We start from the raw sequence: 14,274 nt of genomic DNA on the forward strand, positions 1-14,274 counted from the left end.
CCTTGGTCTCCGACCTCCATCTGCGGGCAGCCGTGCGCGCGCTGGCACAGGGCGGTGTGCTGGCCTGTCCTACCGAGGCTGTCTGGGGCCTGAGTTGCGATCCGGACAACCCGGAAGCAGTCTCGCGCCTGCTCGAACTGAAACAGCGGCCACTGGAAAAGGGGCTGATACTGGTAGCGGCCAGCGCGGCGCAGCTGCAACCGCTGCTGGCGCCGTTGACTGAGGCCCAGCGCAGCAAGCTGTCCCTGTCCTGGCCTGGCCCCACTACCTGGCTCGTTCCCCACGGCGGCCGGCTGCCACCATGGGTACATGGAGACCATGACACGGTAGCGCTGAGAGTAAGTGCTCACCCAGTGGTCGCTGCCCTGTGCCATGCCTGGGGCGGCCCGCTGGTATCGACCTCGGCAAATCCGGCGGGCTGCAAGCCAGCCACGACAGCTTTTCAGGTGCGACGGTACTTCCGCCAGCAACTGGACTATATAGTGCCGGGAGCGGTGGGCACGGCCGCGCGGCCGTCGGTAATCCGCGATCTTTTGACCGATCGAATTATTCGATCCTAGTGGGGTCTACGGTGGGGGCCACGTATAATGTCGCGCCAACAAACACCACGGGTCCGGTACACGCATGCACGTAGAAGCAGTTAAATCCTATTTGTTGCAACTCCAGCAGAGTCTGTGTGAAGCACTGGCGGCGGAGGACGGGGAGCGGGAATTCATCGTCGATACCTGGCAGCGGCCAGAGGGCGGTGGCGGCCGCAGCCGCGTATTGGCAGACGGTGCAGTGTTTGAAAAGGCCGGGGTCAACTTCTCCCATGTCACCGGCGCCAGCCTGCCGGCCTCGGCCTCGGCCGCACGGCCAGAACTGGCCGGGCGCGGGTTTCAGGCGATGGGCGTGTCGCTGGTGATACATCCCCGCAATCCGCATGTACCGACCTCCCATGCCAACGTGCGATTGTTCGTGGCTGAGAAATCCGGTGAGGAGCCGATATGGTGGTTCGGCGGAGGCTATGACCTGACGCCCTACTACGGCTACGCGGAGGATTGTGTGCACTGGCACCGCGTCGCGGCGGCGGCCTGCCAGCCTTTTGGAGCTGACATCTATCCCCGCTACAAGCGCTGGTGTGACGACTATTTCTACCTGCCGCACCGCCGCGAAGCGCGCGGTATCGGAGGATTGTTCTTCGACGATCTGTGTGAAGGTAGCTTCGAACGCTGCTTCGCCTTCATGCGTGCGATCGGTGACTCCTACCTGCCGGCCTACCAGCCCATTGTCCAGCGCCGCAAGACTGAGCCGTGGAGCGAGCGGGAGCGGCAGTTCCAGCTCTATCGCCGCGGTCGCTACGTCGAGTTCAATCTGGTGTATGACAGGGGTACGCTGTTTGGCCTGCAGTCCGACGGCCGCACCGAGGCCATCCTGATGTCCCTGCCGCCGCTGGTGCGCTGGGAATATGCTTACCAGCCGCCGCCGGGATCCCCCGAGGCGGCACTTACCGACTACTTTCTGCAGCCTCGCGACTGGCTATTGGCAGAGTGACACGGGAATCCTGACCATGACCCAACAGGACAAGTACGCTGTTTTCGGCAATCCCATCAAGCACAGCAAGTCGCCGGCAATCCACGCAGCGTTCGCGGAACAATGTGGCCAGCGGCTGCAGTACCGTGCGGTTCGGGTGGAAATTGGCGGCTTTGCGCGGGCGGCCAGCAGCTTTTTTGCGAGCGGCGGGCGGGGCCTGAACGTGACCTTGCCGTTCAAGCAGGACGCCTTCGCTTTTGCCGACACCACGACCGACAGAGCCCGGCGGGCGGGTGCAGTCAATACCCTGACGGCCTGCGAAGACGGCAGCATCGCCGGTGATACTACAGACGGCATAGGGCTGGTGCGGGATATGGTGGCCAACCTCGGTTGGCAAGTACAGGGGCGCCGCGTAGTGCTGCTGGGCGCGGGGGGGCGGTGCGCGGTGTGCTCGAACCGCTGTTGCGGGAACGGCCCGAATCGGTGCTGATAGTCAATCGTACCGCGGCCCGGGCGCAGGAGCTGGCCGGCGCCTTTGCCGATCTCGGCCAGTTGCAGGGCGGTGGCTTCGATTTGCTGCGGGGGCGTGCATTCGATCTGGTCATCAATGCCACCAGTGCCGGTCTGCAGGGTCAAATGCCGCCGCTGCCGGACAGCCTGCTCACCGAACGCAGCTGCTGCTACGATATGCTGTACGGTGCGGAGCCGACAATCTTCATGCGCTGGGCGGCGCAGAATGCTGCCTGGGCCGTGGCAGACGGGCTGGGGATGCTGGTGGAGCAGGCAGCGGAGTCTTTTTACCGCTGGCGTGCGCTGCGTCCGGCCACCCAGCCGGTGATCCACCAGATGCGCCATCGACTGGCGGCGGCCTGAGGCAGTCGCCTCAGGGCGTGGCCGGCCCGTCGGTCCCGGCTGGCGCAGCCAGTTCTGTCAGGTGACGCTCCTTCAGCTTGACATAGTTGCTGGCGCTGTAACTGAAATACCCCAGCTCTGCCTCACTCAGCGGGCGCATTTCCCGCGCCGGGCTGCCGCCGTAAAGAAAGCCCCGGCGCAATGTCTTGCCCGGTGTCACCAGGGCTCCGGCGGCGATCACCACTTCGTCTTCCACCACCGCGCCGTCCATGACAATGGCACCCATGCCCACCAGGACCCGGTCACCAATGGCACAGCCGTGCAGCGTGGCATTGTGGCCAATCGTGACTTCCATCCCTATCGACAATGGCCAGCCCCCCGGATTGTAAGGTCCGGCATGGGTGATATGCAGCACACTGCCGTCCTGTACACTGCTGCGGGCGCCGACCCGGATGCGGTGCATGTCGCCACGGATGACGGCCTGTGGCCAGACTGAGACATCGTCTCCGAGCTCGACGTCCCCCAGCACTACGGCGCTGGGGTCGATCAGAACGCGGGCGCCCAGTTGCGGCCATTTTCCGGCGAAACTCCGCACATTGCGGTTGCTGTAGTCGCGCATGTTTGCAAATTCCCTGTGGCCAGTCTGTTACAATAGCGGCCTGTCAAGCAGCTGGCCAGTAGCGATTGGCCCCGGATAGCCTATGCACAAGCCTCCAGTACGCCGTCGTTTCATTGCCGGGGCCGTGTGTCCGCGTTGCAGTGCGATGGACACGATCGTGGTGGACCGCGACAGCGAGCTGCGCGAATGCGTCGCCTGCGGTTTTCAGGAGGCGCGTCCTGGTGCCAACACCCCGGTAACCACCAGCGAGCCCGCAACCCGCGTCAGCCGGGCCGTGGCCAGACGGGCGGATACGCCGGCCAGCGTGGTGCGCATTCTCGACCCGGGGGATAGAAAAGGCTGAGCCATGCTCTATGGCGATTGCCACGCGGGCCGGATGAATCCCTATATTTGGTAGCAGTGGGCTGCTTTTTCCACAATATGTTGATTTTACTGCTGCTGTTGCAGCAGCTCACAGCCACTCGGCTGCGGGATGTCAAACCTCCATAAAATCAGCGGGTTGGTATTTTTTAGCGGCAAGGTTCGCTATAATCCCGGGGCCCTGAACCGTGGCATGGCGCCGCGGCCGGCGGAAAGTAGCCGATACAAGCTCGCATCTCATCTTTTTCCCTTCCTCGACAGAAGGGCCATGGCCCGGGAACGCTATTGTCTCCATGCCGTGGATGGCCCCGATGGTTCGGCGGCGAAAAAAGCCTTGTTGCGGTGTTGGCTGGAAGGAACATCTGTGATTACTGGAATGGAGACACGGGGAATGTTTTTGAAAGCGAAGCGGCTGTACCGGCTGGCGCTTGGTCCTGTGCTGATGCTGCTGAGTCTGGCCAGCGCCGGTGCTCTGGCGGCGAATGCGAAGGTGAACGAGGTGAACATGCCCCCGGGCGTTACCGAGATCGGCCACCGCATTTATGACCTGCACATGATCATCTTGTGGATTTGCGTGATTATTGGCTTGCTGGTGTTCGGGGTGATGTTCTATTCCATCTACTATCACCGCAAATCCCGCGGTGTGACCCCGGCCACATTTCATGAAAGCACGCGGGTGGAAATTGCCTGGACTGTCGTGCCCTTCCTGATCCTGATCGGCATGGCCGTACCCGCCACCTCAACGCTGCTGGATATCTATGATTTCGACGACGCCGAACTGGACATCATGGTTACCGGCTACCAGTGGAAGTGGAAGTACGAATACCTGAATGAAGAAGGCGAGAATGTAGTCTTCTTCAGCAATCTGCGCACTCCGCAGAGCGAAATCTACAACACCGAACTCAAGGGCGAACACTACCTGCTGGAAGTGGACGAGCCGGTGGTCATCCCGGTAGACACCAAGGTCCGCTTCCTGGTGACAGCGAATGACGTAATTCACTCCTGGTGGGTTCCCGAGCTGGCGGTAAAAAAGGACGCCATTCCGGGCTTTATCAACGAAACCTGGAGCAAGGCTTCCGAAATTGGCATCTACCGTGGTCAGTGTGCAGAGCTTTGTGGCAGGGACCACGGCTTTATGCCCATCGTGGTGAACGTCGTCAGCCAGGAGGACTACGACGTGTGGTTGTCCCAGAAACAGGCCGAGGCGGCCGAAATCAAGGAATTGATGGCCCAGACTTTTTCCCTGGACGAATTGATGCAGCGCGGCAAGACAGTTTATGAGCGCAACTGCCAGGCCTGCCATGGTGCCAATGGTGAGGGCGGCGTGGGCACGGCGATAGCGGGCGGCGCCATCGCTACCGGTGAAGTCAGTGGCCACCTGGAGGTCGGCATCAATGGCGTTCCGGGTACTGCGATGCAGGCCTTTGGCGGCCAGCTGAACGACGTGGACATGGCTGCAGTCATCACGTATCAACGCAATGCATTTGGCAACAACATGGGTGATATGGTTCAGCCTATCGACGTGTTCAACCACAAACGGGGCTAACTGGAGGAGTTAACGATGGGCGATCATCATCACGGTCCCGCCAAGGGCCTCAGCCGGTGGCTGTTCACCACCAACCATAAAGATATTGGAACCATGTACCTGTGGTTCTCCTTTTCGATGTTCATCCTGGGCGGTGCCTTCGCGATGATCATCCGCGCCGAGCTGTTCCAGCCCGGTATGCAACTGGTCGATCCCGCCTTCTTCAACCAGATGACCACGCTGCACGGCCTGGTCATGGTGTTCGGCGCGATCATGCCCTCCTTCGTCGGCCTCGCCAACTGGATGATCCCGATGATGATCGGAGCGCCAGACATGGCGCTGCCGCGGATGAACAACTGGAGCTTCTGGATCCTGCCACCGGCATTTTTGATCATGGCCTCCACCCTGTTCATGGAAGGCGGGGCCCCGAACTTCGGCTGGACCTTCTACGCGCCGCTGTCGACGACCTACGCGCCGCCCTCGGTGACCTATTTCATCTTCTCCATCCACGTACTCGGCCTGTCCTCCATCATGGGTTCCATCAATATCATCGCCACGGTGATGAACATGCGCGCGCCGGGCATGACCTACATGAAGATGCCGCTGTTCGTATGGACCTGGCTGATCACTGCCTTCCTGTTGGTATCGGTGATGCCGGTACTGGCCGGTGCAGTCACCATGATGCTGATGGATATCCACTATGGCACCAGCTTCTTCTCCGCCGCCGGCGGGGGTGACCCGGTCCTGTTCCAGCATATTTTCTGGTTCTTTGGTCATCCCGAGGTCTACATCATCATCCTGCCGGCTTTCGGGGTGGTATCGCAGATTATTCCGACCTTTGCCCGCAAGCCGCTGTTTGGCTACGATTCGATGGTCTACGCCACAGCGTCCATTGCCTTCCTCTCCTTCATCGTCTGGGCCCACCACATGTATACGGTGGGAATGCCGGTGGCTGGCGAGTTGTTTTTCATGTATGCGACCATGTTGATCGCGGTACCCACCGGGGTGAAGGTCTTCAACTGGGTCACTACCATGTGGCGCGGCGCCATGAGTTTTGAAACTCCAATGCTGTTTTGCCTGGGCTTCCTGGTACTGTTTACCATCGGCGGGTTCACAGGCTTGATGCTGTCCATCGCGCCGGCAGACTTTCAGTACCATGACAGTTATTTCGTGGTCGCCCACTTCCACTATGTGATGGTGGCAGGTGCGGTATTCTCCATGAGCGCCGCCGTGTACTACTGGCTGCCCAAGTGGTGTGGCCGCATGTACAGCGAGGCCATGGGCAAGACCCATTTCTGGATCTCCTTCATCGGTTTCAACCTGGCTTTCTTCCCGCAACACTTCGTGGGGCTGGCCGGCATGCCGCGCCGGATTCCCGACTACGCGCTGCAGTTTGCCGATTTCAACATGCTGTCCAGTATCGGCGCCTTCATCTATGGCGCGTCCCAGATACTGTTTCTGTACAACGTAATCGCGACGATCGTCTCGGGCAAGCCCACCAGCGAAGAGAAAACCTGGGAGGGTGCCGATGGCCTGGAGTGGACGGTGGCCACACCGGCGCCCTACCATACCTTCGAGACACCGCCGCAGGTCAGATGAGGTACTTTCAGTGATCAGGCTCAGCAGCAATCCGGTGGCCGATACCGTCGTCAAGCTGGCGCTGACGGCGGTGGCCATGTTCGCGTTCGTATTTGTGGTCATGGTGCCGCTGTACGATGTGTTGTGTGATGCACTGGGGATCAACGGCAAGACCAGTGGTGAGGCCTATACCGCGGTACAGGCGGGGGTGGATGAATCGCGTACCGTGACCATCCAGTTCGTCGCGACCAACAACGAGGGCATGCCCTGGGAGTTCGGTCCCTCGGTGAATACCATGAAGGTACATCCGGGAGCCAGCAATGACACGGTATTTTACGCCTACAATCCGCTGCCCAATGCGATGGTCGCACAGACTATCCCCAGTATATCGCCGGCCCGCGCGGCGGCCTATTTCCACAAGACGGAATGCTTCTGTTTCAATCAGCAGCCGCTGGATGGCGAGTCGCGGGCGGACATGCCGTTGCAGTTCATAGTGGACCGGGACCTGCCACCGGAGATCCGCACGATCACTCTGTCCTATACCATTTTCGATGTAACAGAGATGGCGGGTGGAACAGTCGCCACTCGCTGACACACGGTCCGGGCGGCCGTGTGAATTAAACGGAGAAGAAACACCATGACAACCCAGAGTTCCCCAGAGTACGAGAAGTACTACGTACCGGAAAAAAGCAAACTGGCCGTATGCGCAACCATTGGCCTGATGCTGAGTGTTTTCGGTGCCGCCAGTGTCATGAACGACAGAACCTTCGGGGACCCCGAGGTTGCAACCAATTCCTGGACGATCTTCCTGGTTGGCCTGTTTTTCTTCGTCGCGACCCTGTTCAGCTGGTTCCGGACCGCTATCCGCGAAAACATGGCCGGACTCAACAGCGCCCAGCTCAAGAAATCCTATGTGCTGGGCATGTTCTGGTTCATCTTTTCCGAAGTGATGTTCTTTCTGGCGTTTTTCGGTGCGCTGTTCTACGTGCGCGCCCTGGTGGGCCCCTGGCTCGCCGGCGAAGGCGACGGCGGACGCATGAACCATTTGCTGTGGGAGGGCTTCCAGTACGATTGGCCGATGTCCCTGACCCCGCAGGAATCGGTAGGCGGCGCTGATAACCAGCCGATGGCGAACCAGGGATCATTCCTGAGTGCCGAAAAGAGCATGGCCTTTGGTGCAGCCTCTGCCTGGTGGGCCTGGCTGCCGATGTGGAACACGATCATACTGCTGACCTCCAGCGTCACCGTACACATTGCCCACCTGGGCATCCTCAACAGTGACAAGCGCAAGTTCAACCTGTGGCTGGGTATCAGTGTACTGTTGGGGATGGTCTTCGTCGGCCTGCAGATACTGGAATATTACGAGGCCTATGCCCACTATGGCCTGACCCTGAATTCCGGGATCTACGGGTCGACGTTCTTCATGTTGACCGGCTTCCACGGTTTTCACGTGGTAATGGGCATGACCATGCTGCTGATCCAGTGGCTGCGCTCGGTCCGGGGCGGGCATTTTACCGCCAAGGACCATTTCGGCTTCGAGGCCTCCAGCTGGTATTGGCACTTTGTCGACGTGGTGTGGGTGTTCCTGTTCCTGTTTGTCTATATCCTATAGGCGCTCAATCAGTAGCCTCTTGTTCCTGGGACGCCGGCGGATTCGGCCCGCGGTCCCAGGGATTGCTGTGACCCAACTGGCCGTTGGCCACGCCATAGACGATCAGGCCGGCGAGGGTAATGGCCAGCCCCAGCCTGACGCCCAGGGAGTGAAATGTTCTGCGCCTGGTCTTGTCCCCCTGATCGACCATCAGAAAGTAGAATCCGCTTCCGAGGCTGGCCAACAGGGCCAGCATCAATACGACAATCGCGACTTTTAACAATGGCTTGCTCCTCCTTCCTGTCAGCACAGTATAAACTACCCCGCCTGGTGGCACCTGGTCTGTGCGCGATATACACAGGTGGGCATTGATTCATGCGGCAGCTGCAATTTGATTTCGAGTGGCGGATTACGCTGGTAACGCTGTTGCTGTTGCCGGCGTTGATTACGCTCGGGTTCTGGCAGTTGCAGCGGGCCGAAGAAAAGGCGCAGCTGCAGGCGTCCTGGAAGCAGCGCCAGAGTCAGGCTCCCGCGGAACTGACGGAACTGCCCAGCGAGCCCGAGCAGCTCGCCTACCGCAGGCTTGTGTTGCGCGGGGAATACCTGCCCGGCCGCTATCTGCTGCTGGACAACCGTGTGCGTGGCGGCCGTTTCGGCTATGAGGTGGTCGGCCTGTTCGAGCTTGCCGACAGTGCCGCGCTGGTGCTGGTCAATCGGGGTTGGATTGCGGGTGATCCAGCGCGACGCACGCTGCCCGAGGTGCCTGAGCTGGCGGGCCCCGTGGAATTGAGCGCTCATGTCTATGTCTCCCCCGGCGAACCCTACCTGTTGGCCGAGCAGGATCTGGCCCAGCCCTGGCCGCTGCGGGTTCAGGCCCTGGAACCGGCGGCACTGGCACCGTTGCTGCGGGATATTTCGGATGCGCCCCTGTTCCCCTACCAGGTCCGGATTGATCCGGGCCAGCCCTCGGCGCTCGCCGTCGCCTGGCAGGTCGTCAATACCGGGCCTGAGAAGCATCGGGGCTATGCGTTCCAGTGGTTTACCATGGCCCTGGTTCTCGGTATTTTTTTACTGCTGCGCAGTAGCAATCTGTGGCAGCTGCTAATCCGGAAACGGAGCGAGGTCTAGATGCAAGCGAACCCGGGCACCAACAGGGGCCGTATGGTGCTGTTGCTGATTGCCGGCATTCCGGTCACGGTGATACTGGCTGCCACCTGGTTGTGGTGGTTCGTGGTGCGCGGCGATCTGGATCTGGTAGGAATGCTCGGCACCGCCAACCGCGGCGAATTGATCCAACCGCCGCGCGCGCTGGCGCAAGTCGAGTTCACGGCTGCTCGCGGTGCGGTGCCGCCCTGGGCCGACCGGGATCACCAGTGGAGCCTGCTGGTGGCCAACAGCGGACCAGACTGCGGCCCGCAGTGTGAACACAATCTCTACCTCACCCGCCAGATCCATATGGCGATGGGCAAGGAGGTGCCGCGCATTCGCCGTCTCTATGTTGCCGACCGCTCGCCGATGGAGACCGCACTGGCGGTGGCTGAGCTCAGTGATCAACGGCCCCTGCCGGTGGATTTTCCGGCCCTGCTGGCCACTGAGCATCGCGGACTCTCGCCGCTGCAGATCGAGGCGGCGGCTTTCCAGGACCTGTTCCCCGAACAGCTGGCGGCAGCCGACACCTGGTATCTGGTGGATCCGGCCGGATGGCTCATGATGGCGTATGATGGCGATGACAGTTACAAGGATGTGATCTCTGATCTCAAATTCCTGCTCAAGAACTCGGGTGACCAGTGACAACGACCGCAGTTAGCCACAAAGCCACCTGGCGCGACTACAAGGAGCTGACCAAGCCCAACGTCGTGGCCCTGATGATACTGACTTCAGTGATCGGCATGTTCATGGCGGTGCCGGGAATGGTGCCACTGGACGCGCTTATTCTGGGGAATCTGGGCATCGCATTATGCGCGGGGCGGCCGCCGCGGTGAACCATCTGGTAGACCAGCGGGTGGACCTGCGCATGACCCGCACCAGCAACCGGCCGATTGCCCAGGGCCGGGTTGGTCCGGGCCAGGCTGCGCTGTTTGCGCTGGTCCTGGGCGGGTCGGGCATGGCGATCCTGCTGTTGTGGGTCAATGCACTGACGGCCTGGCTTACCCTGGCATCGCTGATGGGCTACGCCTTCGTCTACACGATGTTCCTGAAGCGCGCGACCCCGCAGAATATCGTGATCGGCGGGCTGGCCGGGGCTGCGCCGCCGCTGCTGGGCTGGACGGCGGTGACCGGCGAGATCCACGGCCACGCCCTGTTGCTGGTTCTGATCATTTTCGCCTGGACCCCACCTCATTTCTGGGCGTTGGCGATACACCGCAAGGACGAATATGCCGCCGTTGACATTCCGATGCTGCCGGTGACACATGGCGACGCCTTTACCAGGCTGCACATTCTGCTCTACACCGTCATCATGTTCCTGATTACGCTGTTGCCGTTCGCGACCCGCATGAGCGGCCCGCTGTATCTGCTGGGTGCCATCGTACTGGGACTCGGGTTCCTGTATTGGGCGGTGGAGCTGATGCGCAACAGAAATCCGCGGGCACCGATGGAAACCTTCAAGTATTCCATCATCTACCTGATGGCCCTGTTCGTTATCATGCTGGCGGATCACTATCTGTTCCCGGTGACCATGCTATGAGGACTTCGAGCTGATGAGCGCAAACCATACCAGGGCACAATCCCGCGGCATTCGCATTACGGTGGTGGGTGTACTGCTGTTCATTTTGCTGGTGATCGCCGCTTTCGTGCATCGCACGGGTCAGCCGCGGGTGATGCCCGCCGCTGAAATGCAAGCAAATGGCGCTTATCTGCTGGAAACGCCGCGGGATATTGGTGACTTCGAGCTGATAGACCATCACGGCGAGCCCTTTACCCCGGCGCGCCTGGAAGGGCACTGGACCCTGCTGTTCTTCGGCTTCACGTTCTGTCCTGATATCTGCCCCACAACCATGAGCTTCCTGAATCAGTTTGTGGAGGCGCTCGAGGGCACCGAGGCGCGCGATACCCAGGTGGCGATGATCTCGGTCGATCCCGCGCGCGACACCGTGGCCCAGCTGGCCGGTTATGTGCCGTTCTTCAACGAGGATTTTATCGGCGTGACCGGCGAGTTTCTGGACATTCACCGTTTCGCGACAGCGCTCAATACCCCGTTCCGCAAAGTCCCGGGGCAGGACGAGAACTACCTGGTCGACCACAGCGCCAACGTGGTGTTGATCAATCCCCGCGGGGACTACCACGGCTTTTTCAAGGCGCCGCTGGATCTCGCCAAAATGAAGGTGACCTACCGCTCAATCCGGGTCCTGTGGGACCGCTGACCGTCAGGGAGTGGCAATGACCAACAATGCCCCCGTTCCGATCGTGCTGGTAGATGGGTCGTCCTACCTGTACCGGGCCTATCATGCTCTGCCGCCACTCAACAATTCCAAAGGTGAACCCACCGGTGCGGTGAAGGGTGTCATCAGCATGCTCAGGCGACTGTGCAAGGACTATCCCGAGAGTCCGGTGGCCGTGGTATTTGACGCCAAGGGCAAGACCTTTCGCGATGAACTGTTCGAGCAGTACAAGGCCCACCGGCCGCCCATGCCGGATGACCTGAGGGCGCAGGTGGAACCGATTCACGCCATCGTCCGGGCGATGGGCCTGCCGCTGATCTGTGAGCCCGGGGTAGAGGCCGATGATGTGATCGGCACACTGGCCCGCCAGGCCAGCAGCAAGGGCCGCCCGGTGGTGATCTCCACCGGTGACAAGGATATGGCGCAACTGGTGGATCCGAACGTCACGCTGGTCAATACCATGACCGGCACCTGCATGGATGAGGCGGGCGTGCTGCAGAAGTTCGGCATTCCGCCGGCGCTGATTATCGATTTGCTGGCGCTGATGGGCGACAAGATCGATAACATTCCCGGGGTACCTGGCGTCGGGGAGAAAACGGCACTGGCCCTGCTGCAGGGGCTGGGGAGGCTGGACGATATCTATGCGGCGCTGGACAAGGTGGCGCTGCTGGATTTTCGCGGCGCCAAAACCATGGCGGCCAAACTGCAGGCCGAAAAAGAACGCGCTTATCTTTCCTATATGCTGGCCACGATCAAGACCGATGTGCCGCTGCAGGAGTGTCCGGATACGCTGTGCAATGGTGTGCCGGATAGCGAAGCGCTGCAGGAACTGTACTCCCGGCTGGAGTTTCGCAGCTGGCTGGAGGAACTGCTGGACAGCCCGGGAGCAGCACCGTCGGTGCAGCCGGTTCCCGCGGAATTGAACTGGGAGTTGCTGACTACCGCCACCGACCTGGAGCGCTGGCTACAGCGCCTGGCGAGCGCCGAACTGTTCGCGTTCGATACCGAGACCACCAGCCTGAATTACATGGAAGCCGAAATCGTCGGCCTGTCCTTTGCCGTTAGCGCCGGTGAGGCTGCCTATGTGCCGCTGGCCCACGATTACCTGGGCGTGCCTGAACAGCTTGACCGGGACAGTGTGCTGGCACAGCTCAGGCCGTTGCTGGAGGACCCGAATCGTGCCAAGCTCGGCCAGAACCTGAAGTACGACGCCAGCGTACTGGCCAACCACGGCATCACGCTGCGCGGTATCTGTCACGACACCATGCTCGAGTCCTATGTGCTTGATTCGACCGCGACCCGGCACGATATGGACAGCCTGGCGCTGAAATACCTGGGTCACAGGACCATCCACTTTCAGGATATTGCCGGCAAGGGCGCCAAACAACTGACTTTCAACCAGATCAAGCTGGAGGAAGCCGGTCCCTATGCCGCCGAGGATGCCGACGTCACCCTGCGCTTGCACCAGACCCTGTGGCCCCGCCTGCAAGCTTTGTCCGGGCCCGTCTCAGTCTATCGCGACATAGAGATTCCTCTGGTTCCCGTATTGTCGCGTATTGAGCGCACTGGAGCGCTATTGTCCCGGGAGCTGCTGCAGCGGCACAGCGCCGAACTGGGGCAGCGCTTGCAGGCGCTGGAACTGGAGGCCTACGAACTGGCGGGACAGCAGTTCAATTTGGGTTCGCCCAAGCAGCTGGGTGAAATCCTGTTCGAGATCCTGGCGCTGCCGGTACTGCGCAAGACCCCCAAGGGTGCGCCATCCACGGCTGAGGAGGTGCTGGCCGAGCTGGCGCTGGACTATCCGTTGCCGAAGGTCCTGCTGGAGCACCGCGGCCTCTCCAAGCTGAAGTCCACCTATACTGACAAGCTGCCGGAGATGATCAACCCGCGCACCGGGCGCATCCACACCTCCTATCACCAGGCAGTGGCTGCGACCGGAAGGCTGTCCTCGGCCGACCCCAATCTGCAGAATATTCCAATCAGAACCGAGGAAGGACGCCGTATCCGGCAGGCCTTCATCGCGCCGCCGGGCTATCGGATCGTGGCTGCGGACTACTCCCAGATCGAATTGCGCATCATGGCGCACCTGTCCGCTGATGAGGGTCTGCTGGCAGCCTTCCGCTCCGGCCAGGATGTTCACCGCGCCACCGCGGCGGAAGTGTTCGGGGTCGAACTGGAGCAGGTCTCGGCTGAACAGCGGCGCAAGGCCAAGGCCATCAATTTTGGGCTGATCTACGGTATGTCCGCGTTCGGTCTGGGCCGCCAGTTGCACCTGGGCCGCAATGAGGCCCAACAGTATATCGATCGCTACTTCGAACGCTATCCCGGGGTCCAACAGTACATGGATCGCACCCGCGCTGCCGCTCGTGAACAGGGTTATGTGGAGACCCTGTTCGGGCGCCGGCTGTACCTGCCAGAGATCAACGCCCGCAACAAGATGCGGGCCCAGGCTGCCGAGCGCACGGCCATCAACGCTCCCATGCAGGGTACGGCGGCGGACATCATCAAGCAGGCCATGCTTACAGTCGATCAGTGGCTGCAGGAGGGCACGGTGAACGCCCGCATGGTCATGCAGGTGCATGACGAACTGGTACTGGAAGTGGCCGAAGCCGAGGTGGCGGAGGTCTGTAGCCGGCTGTGCGAACTGATGTCAGGGGCGGCCGAACTGGCGGTCCCGCTGCTGGTCGAAGCGGGGTCAGGAAAAAATTGGGATGAAGCGCACTGAGAGCCGGAACTTTTCCAGGCTACCCCGGTCATATTGAACGTAGCATGCTGCTACAGTTGCACCGGGCTCTCCCCCAAGGGTTCGGGCGCAACAGTCTCTTCCCCAGAGACCCAAGCTGGCCCGGTTGCCTGT

13 protein-coding genes and 2 pseudogenes are annotated in these 14,274 nt (G+C 61.0%); 13 read left to right on the plus strand and 2 right to left on the minus strand.

Annotated features, from left to right (window positions below; translation table 11 throughout):
• Positions 1-2 precede the first annotated feature (2 nt).
• The 3 genes and pseudogenes from G3T16_RS09820 (at position 3) to aroE (ending at position 2,385) form a co-directional block, all read left to right on the plus strand.
• The gene (locus G3T16_RS09820) at positions 3-560 is read left to right on the plus strand and encodes an L-threonylcarbamoyladenylate synthase (RefSeq protein ID WP_163495053.1); all 558 of its coding nucleotides are present in this window, start codon (positions 3-5) and stop codon (positions 558-560) included.
• A gap of 64 nt (positions 561-624) precedes the next feature.
• A complete protein-coding gene (gene hemF, locus G3T16_RS09825; RefSeq protein ID WP_163495055.1) occupies positions 625-1,533 on the plus strand; it encodes an oxygen-dependent coproporphyrinogen oxidase in 909 nt (302 codons plus the stop codon).
• 16 nt (positions 1,534-1,549) lie between these two features.
• Positions 1,550-2,385 (plus strand): annotated as a pseudogene (gene aroE / locus G3T16_RS09830) (shikimate dehydrogenase).
• 10 nt (positions 2,386-2,395) lie between these two features.
• Here the strand turns inward: aroE and G3T16_RS09835 are convergent.
• A complete protein-coding gene (locus tag G3T16_RS09835) occupies positions 2,396-2,983 on the minus strand; it encodes a gamma carbonic anhydrase family protein (RefSeq protein WP_163495057.1) in 588 nt (195 codons plus the stop codon).
• 82 nt (positions 2,984-3,065) lie between these two features.
• Between G3T16_RS09835 and G3T16_RS09840 the strand changes: the two genes are divergently transcribed.
• From G3T16_RS09840 to G3T16_RS09860, 5 genes are all read left to right on the plus strand, one after another.
• Entirely contained in the window at positions 3,066-3,326 is a 261-nt protein-coding gene (locus tag G3T16_RS09840; protein ID WP_163495059.1) for a YheV family putative zinc ribbon protein, read from the plus strand.
• A gap of 408 nt (positions 3,327-3,734) precedes the next feature.
• Positions 3,735-4,889: a cytochrome c oxidase subunit II gene (gene coxB / locus G3T16_RS09845; RefSeq protein ID WP_163495061.1), complete on the plus strand. Its 1,155-nt coding sequence runs from the start codon at positions 3,735-3,737 to the stop codon at positions 4,887-4,889.
• A gap of 15 nt (positions 4,890-4,904) precedes the next feature.
• A complete protein-coding gene (ctaD, locus tag G3T16_RS09850; RefSeq protein WP_163495063.1) occupies positions 4,905-6,467 on the plus strand; it encodes a cytochrome c oxidase subunit I in 1,563 nt (520 codons plus the stop codon).
• 10 nt (positions 6,468-6,477) lie between these two features.
• On the plus strand, positions 6,478-7,038 hold the full coding sequence (locus G3T16_RS09855; protein WP_163495065.1) for a cytochrome c oxidase assembly protein: 561 nt from the start codon (positions 6,478-6,480) through the stop codon (positions 7,036-7,038).
• Between the two features lie 45 nt (positions 7,039-7,083).
• Positions 7,084-8,058: a cytochrome c oxidase subunit 3 gene (locus G3T16_RS09860; protein ID WP_163495067.1), complete on the plus strand. Its 975-nt coding sequence runs from the start codon at positions 7,084-7,086 to the stop codon at positions 8,056-8,058.
• A 4-nt stretch (positions 8,059-8,062) separates the two neighbouring features.
• Here the strand turns inward: G3T16_RS09860 and G3T16_RS09865 are convergent, their stop codons facing one another.
• Complete coding sequence (locus G3T16_RS09865; RefSeq protein WP_163495069.1) at positions 8,063-8,320, minus strand: DUF2909 domain-containing protein; 258 nt, start codon at positions 8,318-8,320, stop codon at positions 8,063-8,065.
• Positions 8,321-8,412: 92 nt separating this feature from the next.
• On the opposite strand from G3T16_RS09865, the gene G3T16_RS09870 reads away from it, so the two are divergent.
• The 5 genes and pseudogenes from G3T16_RS09870 (at position 8,413) to polA (ending at position 14,142) form a co-directional block, all read left to right on the plus strand.
• The gene (locus tag G3T16_RS09870) at positions 8,413-9,165 is read left to right on the plus strand and encodes an SURF1 family protein (protein WP_163495070.1); all 753 of its coding nucleotides are present in this window, start codon (positions 8,413-8,415) and stop codon (positions 9,163-9,165) included.
• Positions 9,166-9,828, plus strand: a complete 663-nt coding sequence (locus tag G3T16_RS09875) for a hypothetical protein (RefSeq protein ID WP_232059335.1) — start codon at positions 9,166-9,168, stop codon at positions 9,826-9,828.
• Positions 9,825-10,723, plus strand: a pseudogene (cyoE, locus tag G3T16_RS09880) (heme o synthase). The gene G3T16_RS09875 and the pseudogene cyoE overlap by 4 nt, the downstream one beginning before the upstream one ends.
• 13 nt (positions 10,724-10,736) lie before the next feature.
• The gene (locus G3T16_RS09885; protein WP_163495072.1) at positions 10,737-11,399 is read left to right on the plus strand and encodes an SCO family protein; all 663 of its coding nucleotides are present in this window, start codon (positions 10,737-10,739) and stop codon (positions 11,397-11,399) included.
• A 16-nt stretch (positions 11,400-11,415) separates the two neighbouring features.
• Entirely contained in the window at positions 11,416-14,142 is a 2,727-nt protein-coding gene (gene polA / locus G3T16_RS09890; protein ID WP_163495075.1) for a DNA polymerase I, read from the plus strand.
• Positions 14,143-14,274 lie beyond the last annotated feature (132 nt).

The sequence above is a fragment of the Kineobactrum salinum genome (genome assembly GCF_010669285.1).
In the GTDB taxonomy this organism is placed as follows: Bacteria; Pseudomonadota; Gammaproteobacteria; order Pseudomonadales; family Halieaceae; genus Kineobactrum; species Kineobactrum salinum.